This is a genomic window from Paraburkholderia adhaesiva (assembly GCF_021390575.1).
Lineage (GTDB): Bacteria > Pseudomonadota > Gammaproteobacteria > Burkholderiales > Burkholderiaceae > Paraburkholderia > Paraburkholderia adhaesiva.
Window position 1 is genome coordinate 2,701,715 of sequence record NZ_JAJEJQ010000001.1, and the last position, 20,923, is coordinate 2,722,637.

Annotated in this window: 19 protein-coding genes, 1 tRNA gene and 1 riboswitch; of the genes, 12 read left to right on the forward strand and 8 right to left on the reverse strand. The window is 63.7% G+C overall.

The annotated features are described in order from the left end of the window. Positions 1-246: 246 nt before the first annotated feature. Both L0U80_RS12275 and L0U80_RS12280 read left to right on the forward strand, forming a co-directional pair. Entirely contained in the window at positions 247-1,905 is a 1,659-nt protein-coding gene (locus tag L0U80_RS12275; protein ID WP_233864459.1) for an MFS transporter, read from the forward strand. 115 nt (positions 1,906-2,020) lie between these two features. Further along, positions 2,021-2,097 (forward strand) — tRNA-Met (locus L0U80_RS12280). A 259-nt stretch (positions 2,098-2,356) separates the two neighbouring features. Here L0U80_RS12280 and L0U80_RS12285 read toward each other — a convergent pair. The 3 genes from L0U80_RS12285 to L0U80_RS12295 all read right to left on the reverse strand — a co-directional run bounded on the left by L0U80_RS12285 (position 2,357) and on the right by L0U80_RS12295 (position 4,777). Next, the gene (locus tag L0U80_RS12285) at positions 2,357-3,028 is read right to left on the reverse strand and encodes a SagB/ThcOx family dehydrogenase (protein ID WP_233864469.1); all 672 of its coding nucleotides are present in this window, start codon (positions 3,026-3,028) and stop codon (positions 2,357-2,359) included. A gap of 416 nt (positions 3,029-3,444) precedes the next feature. Next, a complete protein-coding gene (locus L0U80_RS12290) occupies positions 3,445-3,741 on the reverse strand; it encodes a cupredoxin domain-containing protein (RefSeq protein ID WP_233865912.1) in 297 nt (98 codons plus the stop codon). Positions 3,742-3,832: 91 nt separating this feature from the next. Further along, positions 3,833-4,777: a metallophosphoesterase family protein gene (locus L0U80_RS12295; RefSeq protein ID WP_233864471.1), complete on the reverse strand. Its 945-nt coding sequence runs from the start codon at positions 4,775-4,777 to the stop codon at positions 3,833-3,835. A 672-nt stretch (positions 4,778-5,449) separates the two neighbouring features. Between L0U80_RS12295 and L0U80_RS12300 the strand changes: the two genes are divergently transcribed. Next, a complete protein-coding gene (locus L0U80_RS12300; protein WP_233864473.1) occupies positions 5,450-5,749 on the forward strand; it encodes a hypothetical protein in 300 nt (99 codons plus the stop codon). A 33-nt stretch (positions 5,750-5,782) separates the two neighbouring features. Here L0U80_RS12300 and L0U80_RS12305 read toward each other — a convergent pair whose 3' ends face one another. Continuing rightward, on the reverse strand, positions 5,783-6,709 hold the full coding sequence (locus tag L0U80_RS12305) for a CopD family protein (RefSeq protein WP_233864475.1): 927 nt from the start codon (positions 6,707-6,709) through the stop codon (positions 5,783-5,785). A 554-nt stretch (positions 6,710-7,263) separates the two neighbouring features. Between L0U80_RS12305 and L0U80_RS12310 the strand changes: the two genes are divergently transcribed. The 4 genes from L0U80_RS12310 (at position 7,264) to L0U80_RS12325 (ending at position 12,004) form a co-directional block, all read left to right on the forward strand. Continuing rightward, complete coding sequence (locus tag L0U80_RS12310; protein ID WP_373322197.1) at positions 7,264-7,944, forward strand: c-type cytochrome; 681 nt, start codon at positions 7,264-7,266, stop codon at positions 7,942-7,944. Between the two features lie 21 nt (positions 7,945-7,965). After that, positions 7,966-9,261 (forward strand): c-type cytochrome, encoded by a 1,296-nt coding sequence (locus L0U80_RS12315; RefSeq protein WP_233864478.1) that lies wholly within the window; start codon positions 7,966-7,968, stop codon positions 9,259-9,261. A gap of 278 nt (positions 9,262-9,539) precedes the next feature. Continuing rightward, positions 9,540-10,160, forward strand: a complete 621-nt coding sequence (gene trhA / locus L0U80_RS12320; protein ID WP_233865916.1) for a PAQR family membrane homeostasis protein TrhA — start codon at positions 9,540-9,542, stop codon at positions 10,158-10,160. A gap of 236 nt (positions 10,161-10,396) precedes the next feature. Then, positions 10,397-12,004 carry a DEAD/DEAH box helicase gene (locus tag L0U80_RS12325; protein ID WP_233864479.1) on the forward strand — a complete coding sequence of 536 codons (1,608 nt, stop codon included), beginning with the start codon at positions 10,397-10,399 and terminating at the stop codon, positions 12,002-12,004. Positions 12,005-12,165: 161 nt separating this feature from the next. On the opposite strand, the gene L0U80_RS12330 is transcribed toward L0U80_RS12325, so the two are convergent. Continuing rightward, positions 12,166-12,681 (reverse strand): hypothetical protein, encoded by a 516-nt coding sequence (locus L0U80_RS12330; protein ID WP_233864480.1) that lies wholly within the window; start codon positions 12,679-12,681, stop codon positions 12,166-12,168. A gap of 93 nt (positions 12,682-12,774) precedes the next feature. Then, the gene (locus tag L0U80_RS12335; RefSeq protein ID WP_233864481.1) at positions 12,775-13,608 is read right to left on the reverse strand and encodes a ferritin-like domain-containing protein; all 834 of its coding nucleotides are present in this window, start codon (positions 13,606-13,608) and stop codon (positions 12,775-12,777) included. 779 nt (positions 13,609-14,387) lie between these two features. Between L0U80_RS12335 and L0U80_RS12340 the strand changes: the two genes are divergently transcribed. Then, a complete protein-coding gene (locus L0U80_RS12340) occupies positions 14,388-14,585 on the forward strand; it encodes a hypothetical protein (RefSeq protein ID WP_124149436.1) in 198 nt (65 codons plus the stop codon). A 267-nt stretch (positions 14,586-14,852) separates the two neighbouring features. On the opposite strand, the gene L0U80_RS12345 is transcribed toward L0U80_RS12340, so the two are convergent. Continuing rightward, positions 14,853-15,230 (reverse strand): hypothetical protein, encoded by a 378-nt coding sequence (locus tag L0U80_RS12345; RefSeq protein ID WP_233864482.1) that lies wholly within the window; start codon positions 15,228-15,230, stop codon positions 14,853-14,855. A gap of 235 nt (positions 15,231-15,465) precedes the next feature. On the opposite strand from L0U80_RS12345, the gene L0U80_RS12350 reads away from it, so the two are divergent. Continuing rightward, positions 15,466-16,152: an HAD family hydrolase gene (locus tag L0U80_RS12350; protein ID WP_233864483.1), complete on the forward strand. Its 687-nt coding sequence runs from the start codon at positions 15,466-15,468 to the stop codon at positions 16,150-16,152. A 228-nt stretch (positions 16,153-16,380) separates the two neighbouring features. Here L0U80_RS12350 and ribB read toward each other — a convergent pair whose 3' ends face one another. Next, complete coding sequence (ribB, locus tag L0U80_RS12355) at positions 16,381-17,130, reverse strand: 3,4-dihydroxy-2-butanone-4-phosphate synthase (RefSeq protein ID WP_233864485.1); 750 nt, start codon at positions 17,128-17,130, stop codon at positions 16,381-16,383. A 163-nt stretch (positions 17,131-17,293) separates the two neighbouring features. After that, a riboswitch (FMN riboswitch) is annotated at positions 17,294-17,484 on the reverse strand. 443 nt (positions 17,485-17,927) lie between these two features. On the opposite strand from ribB, the gene miaB reads away from it, so the two are divergent. Genes miaB through ybeY form a run of 3 tightly spaced genes read left to right on the forward strand, consistent with a single transcriptional unit; the run spans position 17,928 to position 20,910 of the window. Then, positions 17,928-19,277 (forward strand): tRNA (N6-isopentenyl adenosine(37)-C2)-methylthiotransferase MiaB, encoded by a 1,350-nt coding sequence (gene miaB, locus L0U80_RS12360; RefSeq protein ID WP_233864487.1) that lies wholly within the window; start codon positions 17,928-17,930, stop codon positions 19,275-19,277. A gap of 39 nt (positions 19,278-19,316) precedes the next feature. Continuing rightward, on the forward strand, positions 19,317-20,423 hold the full coding sequence (locus tag L0U80_RS12365; RefSeq protein WP_233864489.1) for a PhoH family protein: 1,107 nt from the start codon (positions 19,317-19,319) through the stop codon (positions 20,421-20,423). Between the two features lie 25 nt (positions 20,424-20,448). Further along, on the forward strand, positions 20,449-20,910 hold the full coding sequence (ybeY, locus tag L0U80_RS12370; RefSeq protein WP_233864491.1) for an rRNA maturation RNase YbeY: 462 nt from the start codon (positions 20,449-20,451) through the stop codon (positions 20,908-20,910). The last annotated feature ends 13 nt before the right edge of the window (positions 20,911-20,923 follow it).

The window sequence follows — 20,923 nt, forward strand, 5'->3', positions numbered from 1 at the left end:
AGGCGGAATGGGACTTACCCTTAGCCGCACCGCCATCAACGTCACCAGAAAAAGACGATAGGCGAATAAAGCTCACTGATTGGCAGAAATTATGCGAAATTGAGCGACGTTGAATGATGCAACCCCATTAACCAGCATATACCCGAAGTCGAACGAAACGTCAGAAACCCGTAAGTTTCCATTCCAATAATGCTCCAAGGACGCCGCTCTGGCGGACCCACACGCATATCAATATCGGAGACTTCTATGGCAACTGTAGGCGGACAAGTCGCACACGCGCCGATGACCAGTGACGAAAAACGCGTGATTTTCGCGTCGTCGCTCGGCACCGTGTTCGAGTGGTACGACTTCTACCTGGCCGGCTCGCTCGCGGCCTACATCAGCAAGAGCTTCTTCTCTGGCGTCAACCCGACTGCAGGCTTCATCTTCACGCTGCTCGGCTTCGCGGCGGGTTTCGCCGTGCGTCCGTTCGGTGCGATAGTGTTCGGCCGGCTTGGCGACCTCGTCGGCCGCAAGCACACGTTCCTCGTGACGATCGTGATCATGGGTCTCTCGACGTTCGTGGTCGGCTTCCTGCCTGGCTACGCGTCGATCGGCATTGCCTCACCCGTGATCTTCATCGCCATGCGGCTGTTGCAGGGCCTGGCCCTCGGCGGTGAGTACGGCGGCGCTGCGACCTACGTCGCGGAACACGCGCCTGCTGGACGACGCGGCTTCTACACGTCGTGGATCCAGACCACCGCGACGCTCGGCCTCTTCCTCTCGCTGCTCGTGATCCTCGGCGTCCGCACGTCGGTCGGCGAAGAACAGTTCGGCGCGTGGGCCTGGCGCATTCCGTTCGTCGCGTCGATCCTGCTGCTCGCCGTGTCCGTCTGGATCCGTCTGCAGCTCGACGAATCGCCGGCGTTCAAGCGCATCAAGGCAGAAGGCAAAGTGTCGAAGGCACCGCTCAAGGAAGCGTTCGGCCAGTGGAAGAACCTGAAGGTCGTGATCCTCGCGCTGTTCGGCCTGACGGCCGGCCAGGCTGTGGTGTGGTACACGGGCCAGTTCTACACGCTCTTCTTCCTCACGCAGACGCTCAAGGTGGACGGTGCTAGCGCGAACATCCTGATCGCGCTGGCCCTCCTGATCGGCACGCCGTTCTTCCTGTTCTTCGGCTCGCTGTCGGACAAGATCGGCCGCAAGCCGATCATCATGGCCGGCTGCCTGATCGCAGCGCTCACCTACTTCCCGCTGTTCAAGGCGCTCACGCACTACGCGAACCCGGCGCTGGAAGCCGCGACGCAACGTGCGCCGATCGTCGTGATCGCGAATCCGGACGAGTGCTCGTTCCAGTTCAACCCGGTCGGCACGGCGAAGTTCACGAGCTCGTGCGACATCGTGAAGAGCGCGCTGTCGAAGGCTGGCCTGAACTACTCGAACGTGGCAGCACCTGCTGGAACGATTGCGCAGATCAAGGTGGGCGACGTCGTGATCGACTCGTTCGACGGCAGGGCTGAAGGGGCCAAGGAGAAGGCAGCGGCGTTCGAGAAAACGCTCGCGGCAACGCTGAAGGCGGCAGGTTATCCGGCCAAGGCCGATCCGGCGCAACTGAACTGGCCGATGACCGTGGTGATCCTGACGATCCTCGTGATCTTCGTGACGATGGTCTACGGGCCGATCGCCGCCATGCTCGTTGAGATGTTCCCGACACGCATTCGCTATACGTCGATGTCGCTGCCGTATCACATCGGCAACGGCTGGTTCGGCGGGTTCCTGCCGGCCACCGCGTTCGCGATCGTGGCAGCGCGGGGTGATATCTACTCGGGCCTCTGGTATCCGATCGTCATCGCGCTCATGACGTTCGTGATCGGGACGCTGTTCGTCAAGGAAACCAAGGACTCGGATATTTACGCCAAGGATTGAGGTGGGTTCTGGTTTTATGCAGGGTTGTGCAGATTGCCGGGCCTGACGGCCCGGCGAAAAAATCAGTTGGGTGGGGTTGACAGCTCCCTCCCATGCCTGCATAATCTTCTTCTTCGGCGAATTAGCTCAGCCGGTTAGAGCGACGGAATCATAATCCGCAGGTCCGGGGTTCGAATCCCTGATTCGCCACCAAATGCGAAAGCCCGGTAGATCTTTGATCTACCGGGCTTTTTCAATTTGGGCTCTGCTGGTTATCCGCGAGCCCTTTTCTTTTACCGCGCCTCGCGCGGCGCAATTGTCGGAAGACGCGGGCTTACGCGCAACGCCGATGATTTGCGGCTCGCACCCGCCCTCCTCACCCGTGCGGGCGTGCTTCTCACCTTCGCGCTCCAGGAGCTGATCCCGCGCTCGCTCTGCTTCGAGCCATCACAGCCCGACCGCTCGCAGCCAATCAGGCCGGAAAACCCACGGGAATGAGATACACGACGGTCTGGCCGGGAGGCAAAGCGAGCGCCCGCGCCGCCCGAGGCCCGTCGACCGCACCAACAGTCACAGCGACAAGCCCGAGAACAACGGCCTGGAGCAGCATGTTCTCGGCGGCGTGCCCGACCTCATGGTCGGTATAGGCCTTGTCCCTTGCACCGTACCGCTGGGAGAGCCTACCGGGCTCGGCTGCCACCACGATCAGGGCCGGGGCCGCCCCGACAGACGCTTGCCCAACTGCTAGTTCTTTTAGTTGCGGGCGCAGATCGGGCGACACCCGCGTTTCGGCCCGGTGACCTTGAGGCAGGTAATGCATCACTTGCGTGGCGGTCACCACGTAGAGTTCAAGCGGGTACAAGGCACCGGCCGACGGAGCCGCGCGTTTGCCGTCCGGGCTGGTGACGCCCTGCCCGGCCCACAGCAGCTGGCCGATGGTGTCGACAGGCAGCGGGCCCGGTCCGAAGGTGCGTACGGACCTGCGCCGCTCGATGGCTTCCTCGAGGGAGACCGAACCGGCAACCTTAGGCTTCGGCAGCGCGATCTCATTGGTGTACCGCGCCTTGCCCTCCTGCGCCTCGCAGGCAGAACCCGCAACAATCGCACCTGCGGCCAGCCCAACCAGCAGTTCACGGCGTTTCATCGGGCGCCTCCTTGATCGAAGGCGCAGGCCAGTACGCGTAGCCCGCGGCCTGCGCGAGGCTCAGTATTTCACGTTTCCGGCCTTGTCTTCTCTGCGGACGCCCCGTCGTCGATGGGCCAGTGCCTGACCGTTTTGGGGTTTGCTTCGTGCGTCGTGAAAAGCGAAAACTTCGGCGCCTGGAAAGAAAAGCCTGCTCGCGGGCTGGCGCGATCTGGCCAACAACCAGATAACGCAGGCCAACGGGCAGGCTTCGTCATAGACGCCAGACACTCACGCGCGAAGGTGAGCGCGTTCAATCCGGATACATCCGGCCGTTCGATCAGCGCAGTTGTAGCCTCGCTCAATCCTCGTGAGCGAGGCTGCTCCGCTGCTTCGAAACACCCCGCACAACACCCTTCCAGCAGATGCCATTCCACCTACTGCACAGTGATGGTCGCCTTCATATACGGATGTATTGAGCAGAACACTTTGTACACCCCCGGCTTGTCGAACTTGAACTGGTACGTATCGTTCTGATCGAGCGCGGCGGAGCGGAACAAGCCCGCATCGTTGACGACCAGATGCGGCTCGCCATCCATATTCTTCCAGGTCACTGTAGTGCCAGCCTTGACGGTGAGAGCCATGGGCGAAAACATGAAATTCTTGATAACGACCTGATTGGCCTCCTGCGCCTGTGCGGCAGGCGACGCCGTAGCGAGTGCCGTCACGAGCATCCCGCTCGCGCAGCAGACAACGAACGCGCGACGAAAGTAAAAGTGAGTCGATTGCATGGTCTGGATCCTTGTTGAGCGAGCGCGACGTAGGTCAGGCAAGGGTTGTGTCGGAAAGCGTCGCCGCGAGGGGATGCCGCGAGATCTTGATACTCGTTACGCCAAGCATCTTCGGTAGCTGGTCGCTTGCCACCGTGAGCGGTCCGGGTCCTGGGCCATTGCCGGCTGTCGGCTGCGGATAGGCGGTCGAGCGTGCCGTGTGGAACGTGATATTCCCTTCCACCTTGGAAACGATCTGATGAATATGACCGTTCAGGACGGTGACCGAGCCGAACCGCTTCAGATACTCCATTGCCTGGCCCGCATCACCGGTGCCCCAACCCCATGGTTCGTAGATCGTCCACATTGGCATGTGCGTAAAGACGACGACCGGCGTGCTGGACGTTCGCCCCTTTAGATCCTTTTCCAGCCAGGCGAGCTGGTCTTCGCCCAAGTTTCCTAACCCGTTTGGCTTGAAATGCATCACATTGACGAGCCCGACAAAATGCACGCCAGCGTGGTCGAAGCTGTAGTAGCCCCTGTTGTCCGACTGCTGGCCGAAGCGTTTGAAATACTCGCCTTGCGGTCCGTCTATCACGTCGTGTTCGCCGGGCACGGTGTGCAAGTCAGTGATGGTCAGCGCGGACAATATCTGGGCTGCGTGATCGAACTCTTCCGGTTTGGACAGGTGAGTGATATCGCCGGTGTGAATTGCGAGGGCCGGCTTGACCGGCATGGCATTGACGTAATCAATCGTCTGTTTGAGCGTACCCGCGACATCGGGATTGGCTTCCTTGTTGAAGCCGATATGTGAATCGCTGATCTGCAGGAACAGCGGAACGCCCGAAGCCGCTGACTTGTCCTTGCTGCTCGCGGCAAGGGACAGCTCCACGGGCGTGAGTACGCCTCCGGCCAGAACGAACACGGTGCCTACGCCACCGAAGGCGAGACATTTCAAGGCGTTGCGGCGCGACGGCTGGGAAGGAAGATCCGACGACATAGTGTCCTCCGGCTGGATTCAGGAAGCAGACCGCCGGTTCGATCCGGGGAGGCCTCCGGGGTGGGTTTCACGTGGATTACCGCGAAGGAGTCCGGTTTATTCCCGGTCTTGAATCGCTCTGTCGGCAGTTGATGAGGCAGGCCGCTCAGGAATGTCGCGGCTACGTGCAAGCACACGCGGGCCCAGCACGTCGCTGTGCCTTCACGTGCATCTCGCGCTGGCTGGGGAGTCGCCGGTGCACGCCAGCGATATCGCAGGCGTGGATCACGGAATGGGTGATCGAACCTGGCATTGAAGTGAATGAGGAGAACGGACGCGAGATGGCAATGATCGGACATTTGCGGCGCGATCCGGTGTGACGTCACGCGAACGTCGGCATGGCCGCGAGCGGTGAGCCACCTCCTAAATCCGATCCGTCGCGCCCATCGCGCAACACCGTGCGCATCGCGTGTTTCAGCGCCGCAACGTTTGAGGCCGACTTGAACGACATTCGCCGCATGACGCCGCAAAGCGCTCGCGGCGAATGTCGTCATGCCCACATAAAAGGCTCGCGCGAAGTCGCGCCACATAAGCCCAGCGTCGCAAGACACGCGTCAAGGCCGCATCCGACGCCTCACTGGCCTGCTCCTTGCTGAATCTCCGCATGACCCATCACGCGCGGCAGGGATTCACATGGACGCAACGCTCCCCGACTATCTGATCCGCGAACAGGCCGCCGTCGGCGCGCTGGTCGTCTTCGGAATTCTGCGTGTGATCACTGCGGCAGTCGCCTGCGCGCGCGGGTGGCGCATTCTCGTCGTCGAGCAGGCCTTCATCGGCGTTGCGGTGCTGTGGTGCGCACCACAACTGTTTGAGTGGTTGTGGCATCCCACGTCGACGAACGCGTTAGCCGAGCTCGAAGGCAATGCAGTCGGTTGCGCCATCGCCCTGTTCTTCGCACCGATACTCAGTCACCGGCTCGGCTACGAGTAAGGCCGCGGCGCAGGAGCGCCACGATCCCGTGTATCAACCCTGCAACACAGAGCCCGGCGCGGTGTGTGCGAGCACGGCGGCCAGCGCCAGCACGCCGATCATCACGATCGCTTCCAGATGGATCACATTCACGAAGCGCCGCGCCGCCGCCGTCGAAGCCGCGCGGCGCAGCAGCGGCATGACCACAATCCGGTTATAGGCGCCCATTGCAAGCGCAATCACCACCAGTGCGGTCTTGATCAGCAGGACGTGGCCCCACGAGCTGCCCGTGAGCGCGGCGACGGAGCCACCCGTGCCGCGCACGGCGTTGAACACGCTGGTGGCAAGCACGAGACCCACCGCGAACATCGCCACGTTCGACACCTGCGTCGATGTGCGGATCAGGATGCCGCGCGCCGTCGATGCGCCGAGCGCAGGCAGCACCACCAGTCCGCCCGCAACGACGATGCCGCTCCATGCGCTCGAACTCAATATGTGCAGCGTATGCACACCGAGTGCGGCCGAGGCGAAGCCCGCATCGGCCGCATGGCCGAGCGCCGCGCGACCGAGTGCAGTCACGATAAGTGCGATCCAGAGCAAGCCATCGCGCACGGCGCCCTGCGCCGCGAACGCCAACGCGAGCAGCACGAGCGCGCCGCCGAAGGCCACGCTCCACGCGAGCCCGACGTGCGTCTGCGTGAGCACGGTCGACACGACATCGAACGCGGCTGGCAGCCGCTCGCCGCTGATGGACGCGCTCTCGTAGAGCAGCCACATCGCAAGCGCGATGACGAACACGATGGCCGCCGCGCGTAGCGAGCGTTGCGCGCGCAGCCATGCCGCGTAGGCGGGGGCGATGGGGGTGCGCCCGTCCTTTTCGAGCCATGCGCCGAAGAGAGCCGAGCCGAGAGCAAACGCATAGGCAACGTTGACGATGGTAGCCATCGCAACCTGCCCGAACCAGAGCCAGTCAGGTTTCATCGTGATGTCACCTCCCGACGGGCGCGGGACGACGGCACGTATGCCGGGCGGGTATGTCGTATCGGTAAGGAAAGTGCAATTGGAGTCATCGAGACCAGTGGCAAGGAAACAACATGAAAACACAACCGCCGGGGCGGACCGCGGAGTGCCTCGTACACCGAACCTGAGCAGCGCGGTTCGATGCGGGCAGAACGCGCAGGCACGCGCGGGAGCCAGACAGCGGCGGATCGAAGCTCGCACGGCGCCAGCCATACACGCGCCACGGCTCGACTCACGGGTGCAGAATGATAACGGCGATACGACGTCGTTTTGCCACTGGCGTGCAGATACCCCGCCGCACCGACATCATGCCGCATGCGTCAATTAGTCTCTATCCACCCGCGATGATAGAATCGCCCCGTCGCCGCGTCGCGCACGGTCTGCTGCTTTCATCGCGCGCAGCCTACAGCCGGGTCGCTCGAAGCCTGGTCAGGTCCACGATAAAGATGGAGTTACGCGTGTTCCCAAGACGTATCTTCCGACCGCTTATTCCGCTCGTCGCGCCGCTGGGGGCAATGCTGGTAGTTGGGGCGACCTGCGCTTTCAACGTCGCGCAGGCGGCTCAACCCGCGGCGCCCGACACGATCGAATCCCGCGTCCAGGGCTGCATCGCGTGCCACGGCACACACGGCCAGGGCAGCGACAACGACTACTTCCCGCGTCTCGCCGGCAAACCGGCCGAGTATCTGTTCAACCAGCTAATGAACTTCCGCGAGGGTCGCCGCAAGTACCCTCCGATGAATTATCTGGTCACCTATCTCTCCGACGAGTACCTGCACGAGATCGCGCTGTACTTCTCGCAGCAGCGACCGCCTTATCCGCCGCCCGCGAAGCCGACAGTCGGCAGCAGCACGCTCGCTCACGGCCAGGACCTCGTCCTGCACGGCGACGCAGCGAGAGAGATCCCCGCCTGCGTGGCCTGCCACGGCGCGAAGCTGACCGGCATGGAGCCGGCCATTCCGGGTCTCGTCGGGCTGCATCGGGACTACATCAGCGCACAGATCGGCGCATGGCGGTCGGGCTCGCGACGCGCGATCGCACCGGACTGCATGCATGAGATCGCCACGCGACTCACCGACGAAGACGTGAATGCGGTCGCTGTGTGGCTTTCCACGCAGCCTGCTCCGCCGAATCCCGTGCCGGCACCGGCGCGCTCGTTGAAGACGCCGCTCGCTTGCGGCAGCGAACCGCAATAAGGCGCCGGGGGAGACAGTCCTATGAACCGCAATTCGTTGTTGGGCCTCTGGGCAGTCATCATCGCCGCGACCGCGGCGCTCGTGCCAGTGCTGTGGGCCGCCACCGACTATCTGCACAACGGCACGGCCGTTGCGGCCACGCCGGCCGACCAGGCAGAGCTGATCAAGCGCGGCGAATACCTCGCCCGCGCCGGCGACTGCGTCGCCTGCCACACCGTGCGCGGCGGCAAGACCTTCGCGGGCGGCCTGCCGATGGCGACGCCGTTCGGCACGCTCTACACGCCGAACATCACGCCCGACGATCAGTACGGCATCGGCAAGTGGAGTGCCGACGACTTCTATCGCGCGATACACACGGGCCATTCGAAGGACGGCAGCCTGCTTTATCCGGCATTCCCGTTCGCGAGCTACTCGAGGGTCACGCGCGCCGACTCGGACGCGATCTTCGCGTTCCTGCGCTCGACGCCGCCCGTGAACGTGCCGAGCCGCCCGCACGAGTTGAAGTTCCCGTTCAACAACCGCAACCTGCTGATCGGCTGGCGCACGCTGTTCTTCCGTGAGGGCGAGTTCAAGCCCGATCCGACCAAGTCGGTCGAATGGAACCGCGGCGCGTATCTCGTCGAGGGCCTCGGCCACTGCAGCATGTGCCACACGTCGATCAACGTGGTGGGCGGCCCGGTCACGTCGGCGCAGTTCGCGGGCGGCCTGATCCCGCTGCAGAACTGGTACGCGCCATCGCTCACTGCGGCCGAAGGCGGCCTCGGCGACTGGGACGTCAACGACATCGCGAGCCTGCTCAAGACCGGCGTATCGCCGCGCGGCGCGGTGTTCGGCCCGATGGCCGACGTGGTCCACAACAGCCTGCAATACCTCTCGGACGAGGACATCCACGCGATCGCGACCTACCTGAAGACCATCCCGCAGAAGAAGGAAGCGCCCGAGACGATGCAGATGGAGACGTCGGAAGCCTACGGCGGCGAACTGCTGCAGCAAGGCCAGAAGATCTTCCACGACCAGTGCGCGAAATGCCACGCGGAAAACGGCCTCGGCATGCCGCCGAACTTCCCGCCGCTCGCGAACAACCAGTCGATCCAGATGCAATCGGCCGTGAACCCGATCCGCATGGTGCTCAACGGCGGCTATCCGCCGAGCACGGCCGGCAATCCGCGGCCTTACGGCATGCCGCCGTTCGCGCAGTCGCTGTCGAACCAGGAAGTCGCGGCGGTCGTGACGTACATCCGCAAGTCCTGGGGTAATAAGGGCACGGCCGTGTCACCGCAACAGGTGGCCAATCTGCGGTCCGCGCCGCTCGACTGAACCGGGCCCGCTCCGACCCCATAGCGCTTGCTGCTATAGTGGCGTCTGCCTGACAGGGCGCATCCTGCAAAACGTCGCAGGTTGCGCCCTTCGCTATTTCCATCCGGAATTTTGCGGTAGCCTTTTGGGTTTCACCTTTGTCGGCCTCGTGACGCGCCTTTCCGGCGCGCGGGCAGAGAAAGGCTGGCACCCGATTAATCCGTTCGCCGCCCGCGCAAACAATGCAAGCGAGGAAGCAAGCGCAAGGCGCCGCACAGGCAGAAGAAGAAGGAGTCGGTATGCACGTTGGCGAGCGCCTGAACAGCGTTACTCACCTCGTGGGCGCAATGTTGTCGTTAGTGGGTCTTGTTTCGCTCGTCGTGCTCGGCGCGCTCGATCACGACGCGTACAAGATCGTGGCCTTCAGCGTGTATGGCGCAATGCTTTGCGCCCTGTACACGATTTCGACGCTGTATCACGGTGTTCGCGGGCCACGTCTGAAAGCGATTCTTCAGAAGTGTGATCACGCTGCGATCTATCTGCTGATCGCGGGCAGCTATACTCCGTTCGCGCTCGTCAGTCTGCGTGGACCGTGGGGCTGGTCGCTGTTCGGCATAAGCTGGGGACTGGCCGTCCTCGGCATCGTGCAGGAACTGACCCTCGGCCGGCGCACGCGTGCGCTTTCGATGGTCCTGTATGTCGTAATGGGCTGGCTCGGCGTGGTCGCGCTCCGCCCGTTGTTCGAAGCGTTGTCGGCTGCCGGCACCGCGTGGCTAGTCGTCGGCGGCCTCATCTACAGCGCCGGCATTTACTTTTTCGTCAACGACGAACGCATCCGGCACGGACACGGTATCTGGCACCTGTTCGTACTCGCAGGAAGCGTCTGTCAATTCGTTAGCATCGCGCGCTACGTCGCGTGACGCGTCTTTGAGCGAAGCCATCGCGCGGCTGCCGCAGTGTCCGCAGCCCCGCGATGCAACTTAACGCCAGCCGGCGAGTCTTTTAGACCGTCGACCAAGCGGCGCGCGCACTGGCGCGCCGTCCTTTAACGCGAGAACACCGGAACCCGGGGTCCACCCTGCCTCCGCTGCCACGCTCCGCGCGCGCACGTGCGCCGCGCTTTGCCGCTCGCGCCACTGCAATACAACGAGTTTTTATGTCCTTTGATTCTCTCGGCTTGTCCGAACCGCTGGTCCGCGCTGTCAACGAACTAGGCTACACGACGCCCACTCCCATCCAGCTGCAAGCGATCCCCGCCGTGCTGAACGGCGGTGACCTGCTCGCCGGCGCCCAGACAGGCACCGGCAAGACGGCCGGCTTCACGCTGCCGATCCTCCAGCGCCTCACCAACATGCCGCCCGCAGCGGGCGGCAAACGCGTCGTACGCGCCCTCATTCTCACGCCGACGCGCGAACTCGCAGCGCAGGTGGAAGAAAGCGTGCGCGCTTACGGCAAATACCTGAAGCTCAAGTCGACGGTGATGTTCGGCGGTGTCGGCATCAATCCGCAGATCGACGCACTCAAGCGTGGCGTGGATATCGTCGTCGCGACGCCGGGCCGTCTGCTCGATCACATGCAGCAGAAGACCATCGACCTCTCGCAGCTCGAGATCCTCGTGCTCGATGAAGCGGACCGCATGCTCGACATGGGCTTCATCCACGACATCAAGCGTGTGCTCGCAAAGCTGCCGCCGAAGCGCCAGAACCTGCTGTTCTCGGCGACGTTCGCCGACGAAATCAAGGCACTCGCCGACAGCCTGCTCGATTCGCCGGCGCTCATCGAAGTCGCCCGCCGCAATACGACCGCCGAAACGGTTGCGCAGAAGATCCACCCCGTCGATCGCGACCGCAAGCGCGACTTGCTCACGCACCTGATCCGCCAGCACAACTGGTTCCAGGTGCTCGTGTTCACGCGCACGAAGCACGGCGCCAACCGGCTCGCCGAGCAACTGACGAAGGACGGCATCAGCGCGCTCGCGATTCACGGGAACAAGAGCCAGTCGGCGCGGACGCGCGCACTCTCCGAGTTCAAGGACGGCACGCTGCAGGTACTCTGTGCGACCGATATCGCCGCGCGCGGCATCGATATCGACCAGTTGCCGCACGTCGTCAACTTCGATCTGCCGAACGTGCCCGAGGACTACGTTCACCGGATCGGCCGCACTGGGCGTGCGGGCGCGACGGGTGAAGCGGTGTCGCTCGTCTGCGTCGACGAGCACCAACTGCTGAAGGACATCGAAAAGCTGATCAAGCGTGCGGTGCCGCAGGAAGTCATCGCCGGCTTCGAGCCGGACCCGAACGCGAAGCCCGAGCCGATCCTGCGACGCGGCCAGGGCGGCGGCGGCGCACGCGCGCCGCGTCAGGGCCAGGGGCAAGGGCAGGCGCGTGGCGCCGCTCCCCGCGGACAAGGTGGCAAGCCTGCTCAGACGCGCGACTCGCGCGGCGAATCGCGTACTGAGGCCCGTGGTGAATCGCGCAACGGCGGTGGACGCGGTGGCAATGGTGCCGGCAACGGCGCGCAACGAGCGGCCAAACCTGCTGCGGGTGGCGCTCGTCCGGTGAAGGCGCAAGGTCCGGGAGCAGGCGCCTCGCGCGCGGAGCACACACGGCGAGAAGGCAACGTCGATCGCGATCGCTCGCGTGGCGCAGCACACGACGGCGCAACCGGCCGCGCGCCGCGCAAGCCGCAGTCGAACCCTGGCGCACTGCTCGGCGGCCGTCCGGGCGGCGATGCGCGCCGCAACGGCGGCTCGCGCGACCGCTAATCAGGTTTGCGGGGGGACGGCATGAGCCGCCCCGCTCGCATTTCCTGACTGGAGCGAGTGCGGCTATTTCGATTGCCGCCTCTGGTTCTCGTTCCCGCCAGCGCTTCGTCTTTGCAAGGGCGCGGTCATACGACACCGCCCTCTCCACCGGCAGCGAGGCTTCACTCGCCCGCTGCTTTCAACCACACGATCTGCGCGCTCCATCGACGCAAAGTCGCCTCGCGCTCACGTTCGTCGAGCGTGAACACGATGCCCGCATCGAGCCTCGCGTACGGCACGCGCTGCAATTCAACCGACACGATCGTTGCTTCAAAGCAGGCAAACCCGTTCGCCTGCGCCTCGGCTGACCTGATCGGCGTCACACCGAGCTGGACCTGATAAAACGCGCCGTCGAACACGAATGTCAGCGCCGCACGCGCACCCGTTGCGAGCGCGCTCGCTGCCCTCGCTTGTGCCCACAGCACGAAGCGCAACGATCGCGGTCCGGACGCGTACAGCTCACCGATGCCAAGCAGCGACGTACCCAAACGGCCATCGTCGTGGTGAGTCACGAGCGACGCCGTGAACCCCGTCTTGTCCGCCAGTGAGCGGCCATCGAACCAGGACAACAATCCGCCCGGCCATACGTCGAACTGCAATCGGTCCGCGCGGTGGAGATCCGGTCCCGTATCGCTCATCTTCCTCGTCCTCTCGTCGTCGATGCGCAAAAAAAGGCGCGCAAAATAAAAGGCCCGCAACGTGACGGGCCTGTTGGCTATACGCGCGGTGCTTCAGCGCAAGAACACGTGCTGCGTGATCTTCGCGAGCGGATAGTGCACGCCAGGCTGAATCTTCGCCGGAATATCCAGCGGCTTGAGCAGCATCTTCACGAACATATCCGCCGAGAGATTGTGCCGCACGAGCCGGCTCACGCGCGAAGTCAGTTCGCGGTTCCAGACGGGATCGTTCACGCGGTCCGGATAGCGGATGGCGAACACATGGCGCAGTGCGATCTCCGAATCCTCGTTCTTGATCTCCATCACGCGACGAAGCAGTGCGCCGAGTACCGCCAGCCGGCCATGGCCTTCGACCTGGTTGTACTTCTTGAAGTAGTGGAAAAAGTGCTTGTAGTGGCGCACTTCGTCGGTGCGGATGTTTTCGGTGATCTCCTTGAGCACCGGCTCGTCCGAGGATTCACTGATCGCCCGGTAGAGCGTGGCTGTACCCGTCTCGACCACGCAACGCGCGACCATCTCGAGCGCACGCGTTTTTTCGAATTCCTCGTAGGAGCACGTCTTCGAATACTCCTCGAAGAAGTTGCGAAACGCCGTGTCCCAGTCGAATTCAGGCCACACGTAAAGAACGTAAGTCTTCAACGCACGACCATGCTGCAGTTCCTCAGGCTCCCACTCGGTATTGAGCCATTCGGAAACATCAGGGTCGCCGTTGAAGAACACACTCAGATTGCTGGTGTACAGGTCAGATCCGCTTTCGATGAACGAAGACGCGCACAACAGCAACAGCAGGTCTTCGTTCGCAGCGGCACGTTGACGATCTATTCGTGTGAGATCGATATCTTCGATTCGCCACGGCAGCGTACGGCCGGGCTCAATGACGTCACGCATTATTTTGTGCTCCGAATGCGGTATCGGTGCTCGCGCTGAGCGCGGCTTGCAGTTCAAGCCTGGCGCGCTTGCGTTGTGAGAGTTACCAGACATCGTTAATCAATCTTAGCTGTTGTTTCGCCAGGCTGCAGACAAAGAGCACAGACCGCTCCCGGCGCCCACAGTTCCGGAAATAGACGCCCTGAACAGGCCCCGCAGCAGAATCATGCGCCAGCCGTAATGCGGTCCACTGTTCACTGGACCGCACGCATATATGGCGAAAGTGGCGCCGCGAGTTGCGCTTCGGGTTGCGTAGGCAAACGAAAGAAATACGACGCGAACGGCCCCCGCGCTTGATCAGGCGACGTGCGTCGATGATCGGCAACCGCTGGTCGCGATACCTCGTCGAAAGGCCACCGCGCGCGTATTGCGCAGACGAACCATGCGTCGCGCATTGTCGCGCCGCAGCAGGCACCTGAAGTGAAATCAAGGATCTGGCCGCGGGCAGCACCCGCTGCCGGATCGCGCGGATGTCAAACGGAAAATTTTCCGTATGTGGTTTGTAGAACGCGGTGCTGTTGACTACACTCCAGTTCCCCGTCGCCGATCACGGGCCGGACAGCGTTTGGGCCTCTTTTGACGTCTTTGGGCCGTCAATCACGCCTGCCGGAACCGACCAGCATGTCCAGGGCGCGATCTGCACGGTTACAGGCTTTCGCTCACACCTACCGCATTTCTGTCGCCGGGCCGCCCTGTGGGCCGCTTACGGCGACCTCTGATGCGGCAACACGGAGAGAACGATGCTGAGTCCGCACGAATTCGCCACCCTGCTGCTAGTGAAGGACGCCCCCAACCAGATCGACATGGAACGGGAAGAACTGGACGCCCTCCTCGAACGACAGCTCGTCCAGCTGGAGCGGCTGGCTTCAGGCCTCCAGCAATGGCGACTCACCGAAATCGGGAACTCGGCGTTGCGAGCCATCAAACGGTGTTCATAGGCAGTCGAGGCTCTAGCCCCCTGCTTTCGTCAACTCTTTCGACGCGCGCGGACGCCGGGATACGTCCGCGCAATGGCTTCGTCGAGTCCATCCCCGATGCAGGCGCACGGCAGTAGACGTACGCGCCTGCAGTGCATGGTCACGCGGACCCGCGCGCTTCATGCCCGCGTGACCACTTTTTCGTCTGGGTGTTTGTCCGCGGCAGTTTCCTGCCCGCGCTGGCTTTTTGCCCTCGTTTGTTCCGGCTGACCGCGCCGCTTGCCTCGTTCAACCCGCCCGCAAGGTAGGGTCGGCCGCTGCGCGCCATGCGATAGCCTGCGCCCGCTGTACGTTGAGCCAGGTAACCCACTGGTTGCGCATCTGCGGGTCACTGCTCGTGCCGAACGTCTTGTAGTGCTGCGCAAGCGCGGCCTGGAACTCGCAGAACTGGTCCTGCGGCAGCCTCCCGCGACGATTCGCGACAAATGCATCGAATGTCGCGATATAAACGGGCTTTGCGTACGCACCGAAATCGACGGGCTGACGGCCGCACATCTGCTGCAAGGCGACGAACGACGGCGCCCGCCCACCGCCCTCGAGGTCCCCCGGCGTGCTCACACATCCAGCCAGCAGCGCTGCCGCGCCGATTATTGCCAGTCCACGCATGTTTGCCCCCGCCTTCACTTGAACGACTGATGACTGCCAGTTAGTGCAGCTATTCTCGCACTCCCCGTGGCGCGCAACATCCTGGCCATTCGGCCGGGTTTGCCTGGCGCGCCGTTGACATGCGAGCTTTCGGGAAGCGCGCGCAAAACACGTATCATGGCGGTTTCATCGTTGCTGCGCCCTGTAAAGGCGCTCCTCATCCGGCGCTTTGCCGCCCTGCCATTTCGTTTTACCCATGATCGACCACCTCATCTGCGACTGTGACGGCGTGCTCGTCGACAGCGAAGTCATCGCCGACCGCGTGCTGTTCGAGACGCTCACCCGGACCTTTCCCGATGTCGATTTCCGCGCCGTCGTGAAATCGGCGTTCGGTCAGCAGACGTCGCGTTTTCTCGACGACGTCGCGAAGCGCTTCAATCTCGCGATGCCCGACGACTTTCTCGAAACCATCGACCACAACGTCGACGCTGCGCTCGCGGCGTCGGTAAGCCCGATCAATGGTGTGCGCGACGCGCTGCGCCAGATCGCGCTGCCCGCAGCCGTTGTGTCGAACAGCCATTTCGCGCGTGTGAGCGCGTCGGTACGCCGTGCCGGGCTCGATACGATCTTCGGCGCGCGCGTATTCAGCGCCGAGCAGGTCGCGCGGCCCAAGCCTTATCCCGATGTCTATCTCTTCGCGGCGGAACAGCTCGGCGTGGAACCGTCACGCTGCATCGTCGTGGAGGACAGCGTCTCTGGCTTGAATGCCGCACGCGCGGCAGGCATGAAGACGATTGCGTTCGTCGGCGCGAGTCACATCCCTGGTGGCTACGCAGACGTGCTGCGTAACATGGGCATCAGCCGGATCATCGAACGGATGGAGCAGTTGCCCGCGCTCGTCGCAGCGGGTGTGCGCGGGGAATTCGGCGACGTGCAGTCGTAAGCGCGCAGCGCGACACGGGAGCGCATCGGCAGCCCATTGGCGGCCCTCACGGCGACTGCGGCCGCTCCAAAACGCGTCGCGCAGCGGCACGCCGCGCGGCGCACGCCCGCGGTACGCAGCACAGCGCATGCATACCGCGCGCCCCGATCACAACGGGCAACTCCAGCGCACGCAGCGCGCTTCGCCGCGTGTCGGCCCAGCGCCCCCGTGCCACCAAACTTAACCCGATCAGGCCGGTTCCGCGCAGCGCTCGCGCGCCGCTGCCAGCGCTTCACGGAACTCGACCAGTTCCGCGATCGTCAGCATCGGCAAGTCGTGCAGCTTCGCAAATCGATCGACCTGCTCACCGCGCGCCATCGTCCCATCCGGATTCATCAGCTCGCACAGCACGCCCGCTGGCGCGAGACCCGCGAGCACCGCCAGATCCACCGTGCCCTCCGTGTGGCCTCGGCGCGCCAGCACGCCGCCCTGCTGCGCGCGCAGCGGGAAAACATGGCCCGGGCGCACGATGTCGGCAGGCTTCGCGTTCGGCGCGATCGCCGCGCGAATCGTCGTCACACGATCGGCGGCCGAAACGCCCGTGCTCACGCCATCGCGCGCCTCGATCGAGACCGTGAATGCCGTGCGGTTGCGGCTTTCGTTGTGGGGCACCATCGGCGGCAGTTCGAGCGCGCGCACTTTCTCGTCGGAGAGGCACAGGCACACGATGCCGCTGCATTCGCGGATGAACAGCGCCATCGTCGCGGTCGTGAGGTGTTCGGCGGCGACGATCAGATCAGCCTCGTCCTCGCGGTCGTGGTCGTCCTGGAGCACGACCGGACGGCCTTCGCGCATGGCCTGCAGCGCGGCCGCAATGCGCGGCGGCACCGGTTCGGTGTCGAGCAGCGGAAGATCGTGAATGGCGTCGAGCGGCTGCCCGACTGAGGAAACGAGTGACGAAACGGCGGACGAAACAGCGGCGGTGCGGGTAAAGGACATGTGAAACGCTCCTCGCAAGAGTTGGGCGAAAAACGTTTCAGGGCATTGCAAACAGACAGGCCGCCCTGTCGCGCGCATTCAGGACGCACGCGCAACGCGCCAAAAAAAGGGCGCGTCCACACGTGGCCGCGAAGCCGCAACGGCTGGGCAGGCTAGACCATCTGCACATCTTCTTTCATCCGGACTCTGACCGTCGGCTCTGGCTTCGCACCAGATCTGCTGACCCCGCGCGCCGGTGGCTGACACCACAGGACTGAAACACTCGCGCGGGCGCTCGCGGGCTCGCTGGCCTTGCCTTGCGGCGCTGGCCGGCATACCGCCGGTGGGGAATTCCACCCCGCCCTGAAGACGTACTGATTGCCGGATCGACCGGCGGGCAAGAGGATACAACAGCCGCTGGCGTCGTGCATGCGTCTGGATGAATCACCCGACAAGCGTCGCGGGTTTTGTGCCCTCGTGGTGTGGTTGCGCCCGCAACGCCAGCGTTCATGGCGGCCGCCGCGTCGAAATGCGGCCATTCCAGGGCACGAGGGCGGGCGGCGCAAAAGGTATAATGCAACGTTGCGCTGAAGTCGGCGGGGATCGTCAAACAGGCGATCGAGATCGCGGTCAAAAAACGTGACGGAACCCCAGAATCCGTCGCAGAAAGCCGTGCGAAAAGCAGGCAACGTGCACGCGATGCGAACGGTCGTGGCCGCCCTACCACCCGGTTCAGCGAAGTTTTTATCACCGTAGTCCAGCGTTACAGAGCGACCGGACGACGCCCCCAGGTCAACCACTGCGAACGGCGAATCCCGATGAGCAAGAAAGTTTATGTAAAGACCTTTGGCTGCCAGATGAACGAGTACGACTCCGACAAAATGGTCGACGTACTCGGCGCCACTGAAGGCCTCGTGAAGACCGACACGCCCGAAGACGCGGACGTGATCCTGTTCAACACCTGCTCGGTGCGCGAAAAGGCCCAGGAAAAGGTCTTCTCCGACCTCGGCCGCGTGCGCGAGCTCAAGGAAGCGAACCCGAATCTGATTATCGGCGTGGGTGGCTGCGTGGCGAGCCAGGAAGGCGCGTCGATCGTCGCCCGCGCGCCGTATGTGGACCTCGTGTTCGGCCCGCAGACGCTGCACCGCCTGCCGCAGATGATCGATGCGCGCCGCGCGAGCGGTCGTCCGCAGGTCGACATCACGTTCCCCGAAATCGAGAAGTTCGACCACCTGCCGCCCGCGCGGGTCGAAGGCCCGAGCGCGTTCGTCTCGATCATGGAAGGCTGCAGCAAGTACTGCAGCTACTGCGTCGTGCCGTACACGCGCGGCGAGGAAGTGTCGCGTCCGCTCGACGACGTGCTGACCGAAGTCGCCGGACTCGCCGACCAGGGCGTGCGCGAAGTCACGCTGCTCGGCCAGAACGTGAACGCATACCGCGGCGCGTTGACGGCGGGCTCACACGACATCGCCGACTTCGCCACGCTGATCGAATACGTCGCCGACATTCCGGGCATCGAGCGCATCCGGTTCACGACTTCGCATCCGAAGGAGTTCACGCAGCGCCTGATCGACGCCTACGCGAAGGTGCCGAAGCTCGTGAGCCACCTGCACCTGCCGGTGCAGCACGGCTCCGACCGTGTGCTGATGGCGATGAAGCGCGGCTACACCGTGCTCGAATACAAGTCGGTGATCCGCAAGCTACGCGCGATCCGTCCGGACCTGTCGCTGTCCACCGACTTCATCATCGGCTTCCCGGGCGAAACCGAAGACGACTTCGAGAAGACGATGAAACTCGTCGAAGAGATGAGCTACGACACGAGCTTCTCGTTCATCTACAGCCAGCGTCCGGGGACGCCCGCCGCGAACCTCCACGACGACACGCCGCGCGAAGTGAAGCTGAAGCGCCTGCAACACCTGCAGGCGACCATCGAAGAGAACGTGCAGCGCATCAGCCAGTCGATGGTCGGGCGCGTCGAACGGATTCTCGTCGAAGGCCCGTCGCGCAAGGACCCGGGCGAGCTGTCCGGCCGCACCGAGAACAATCGTGTCGTCAACTTCCCGGCACCGCTCGCTTCGCACGCGCGCCTCATCGGCCAGATGATCGACGTGAAGATCAATCACGCGTATCCGCATTCGCTGCGCGGCGAGCTGATGCTCGCGCAATAACCGGCGCGCGCGAACCCTGAACCGGAGTTCATCGATACCTTGAAGAACCAACAGCAGCATCTGGAATTCAACGCGCCGCGCGACGACAATGCGCGGCTCGCGAATCTGTGTGGCCCGCTCGACGAGAACTTGCGGCAGATCGAACAAGCGCTCGACGTGACGCTGTCGCGTCGCGGCCACCGCATCGCGATCCGCGGACGCGGTGCGAAACTCGCGCTCGCCGCGCTCGAGAACTTCTACAACCAGGCGCGCGATCCGCTCTCCGTCGACGACATCCAGCTCGCGCTCGTCGAGGCCCGCCATCCCGCCAATTTCGGGCGCAATCAGGCAAGCGAATCGCGCAAGCCGGGAAATGGTGGAAGCAGTGGAAATGGCGAAGATCCGATCGACCCGCGTTTTCGCGGCGACCCCGATCATCCCTTCGACGAACCCGTGGACGAGAGCATCGACGCCGATGAGCTCGGCCCGAAGCTCTACACGCGACGCGCCGACCTGCGCGGCCGCACGCCTGCACAACGCGAGTACCTGAAGCAGATCATCTCGCACGACGTCACGTTCGGCGTCGGGCCTGCGGGCACCGGCAAGACCTATCTCGCGGTCGCGTGCGCCGTCGACGCGCTCGAACGCGATCAGGTCAAGCGCATCGTGCTCACGCGTCCGGCTGTCGAAGCGGGCGAGCGGCTCGGCTTCCTGCCGGGCGATCTCGCGCAGAAGGTCGATCCGTATCTGCGTCCGCTCTACGACGCGCTCTACGACCTGCTCGGCTTCGACAAGACCGCGAAGATGTTCGAGCGCCAGATGATCGAAATCGCGCCGCTCGCGTACATGCGCGGGCGCACGCTCAATCACGCGTTCATCATCCTCGACGAGGCGCAGAACACCACGCCCGAGCAGATGAAGATGTTCTTGACGCGCATCGGCTTCGGCTCGAAGGCGGTCGTGACGGGCGACACCACTCAGGTGGATCTGCCGCGCGGCCACAAGAGCGGCCTCATCGAAGCGCAGCAGGTACTCGCGAACGTGCGAGGCATCGCGCTCACGCGCTTCACGAGCGCGGACGTCGTGCGTCATCCGCTCGTTGCGCGTATCGTCGAGGCCTACGACGCCCACTCGAAGAAAGACGAAGGCAACGGCGACGCACGCTGAACGCCAGCTACACGTCGAGCGCTCTATGGCCCCCTCACCAAAACTCAAACTGACCGTGCAGTTCCCCGCCGCGAAGGCGTTTGCCCAACACAAGGCGATGTTGCCGCGCGCGACCGTCGCGGCGTGGGTCAAGGCCGCGCTGTTCGCGGACGCCGAGCTGACCGTGCGCTTCGTCGACGCCGACGAAGGCCGCACGCTCAACCGCACGTATCGCGGCAAGGACTACGCGACCAACGTGCTCACGTTCGCCTACGCCGAGAGCGAGGACGATCCGGTCACGGGCGACCTGATCCTGTGCTGCCCGGTCGTCGAGAAAGAGGCTGTGGAGCAGGGCAAGCCGCTCGCCGCGCACTACGCGCATCTGCTCGTGCACGGCGCGCTGCACGCGCAAGGGTACGATCACGAGAACGAGGCCGAAGCCGAGGAGATGGAGGGCATCGAAACGGAGATCCTCACGTCGCTCGGTTATCCGGATCCGTACAAGTAAGGCGACAACAAAG

Excerpts from the sequence above, each read along its gene's own strand:
- L0U80_RS12275 (WP_233864459.1), top strand. The coding sequence starts at position 247 with ATGGCAACTGTAGGCGGACAAGTCGCACACGCGCCGATGACCAGTGAC.
- L0U80_RS12285 (WP_233864469.1), bottom strand. The coding sequence starts at position 3,028 with ATGAAACGCCGTGAACTGCTGGTTGGGCTGGCCGCAGGTGCGATTGTT.
- L0U80_RS12290 (WP_233865912.1), bottom strand. The coding sequence starts at position 3,741 with ATGCTCGTGACGGCACTCGCTACGGCGTCGCCTGCCGCACAGGCGCAG.
- L0U80_RS12295 (WP_233864471.1), bottom strand. The coding sequence starts at position 4,777 with ATGTCGTCGGATCTTCCTTCCCAGCCGTCGCGCCGCAACGCCTTGAAA.
- L0U80_RS12300 (WP_233864473.1), top strand. The coding sequence starts at position 5,450 with ATGGACGCAACGCTCCCCGACTATCTGATCCGCGAACAGGCCGCCGTC.
- L0U80_RS12305 (WP_233864475.1), bottom strand. The coding sequence starts at position 6,709 with ATGAAACCTGACTGGCTCTGGTTCGGGCAGGTTGCGATGGCTACCATC.
- L0U80_RS12310 (WP_373322197.1), top strand. The coding sequence starts at position 7,264 with ATGCTGGTAGTTGGGGCGACCTGCGCTTTCAACGTCGCGCAGGCGGCT.
- L0U80_RS12315 (WP_233864478.1), top strand. The coding sequence starts at position 7,966 with ATGAACCGCAATTCGTTGTTGGGCCTCTGGGCAGTCATCATCGCCGCG.
- trhA (WP_233865916.1), top strand. The coding sequence starts at position 9,540 with ATGCACGTTGGCGAGCGCCTGAACAGCGTTACTCACCTCGTGGGCGCA.
- L0U80_RS12325 (WP_233864479.1), top strand. The coding sequence starts at position 10,397 with ATGTCCTTTGATTCTCTCGGCTTGTCCGAACCGCTGGTCCGCGCTGTC.
- L0U80_RS12330 (WP_233864480.1), bottom strand. The coding sequence starts at position 12,681 with ATGAGCGATACGGGACCGGATCTCCACCGCGCGGACCGATTGCAGTTC.
- L0U80_RS12335 (WP_233864481.1), bottom strand. The coding sequence starts at position 13,608 with ATGCGTGACGTCATTGAGCCCGGCCGTACGCTGCCGTGGCGAATCGAA.
- L0U80_RS12340 (WP_124149436.1), top strand. The coding sequence starts at position 14,388 with ATGCTGAGTCCGCACGAATTCGCCACCCTGCTGCTAGTGAAGGACGCC.
- L0U80_RS12345 (WP_233864482.1), bottom strand. The coding sequence starts at position 15,230 with ATGCGTGGACTGGCAATAATCGGCGCGGCAGCGCTGCTGGCTGGATGT.
- L0U80_RS12350 (WP_233864483.1), top strand. The coding sequence starts at position 15,466 with ATGATCGACCACCTCATCTGCGACTGTGACGGCGTGCTCGTCGACAGC.
- ribB (WP_233864485.1), bottom strand. The coding sequence starts at position 17,130 with ATGTCCTTTACCCGCACCGCCGCTGTTTCGTCCGCCGTTTCGTCACTC.
- miaB (WP_233864487.1), top strand. The coding sequence starts at position 17,928 with ATGAGCAAGAAAGTTTATGTAAAGACCTTTGGCTGCCAGATGAACGAG.
- ybeY (WP_233864491.1), top strand. The coding sequence starts at position 20,449 with ATGGCCCCCTCACCAAAACTCAAACTGACCGTGCAGTTCCCCGCCGCG.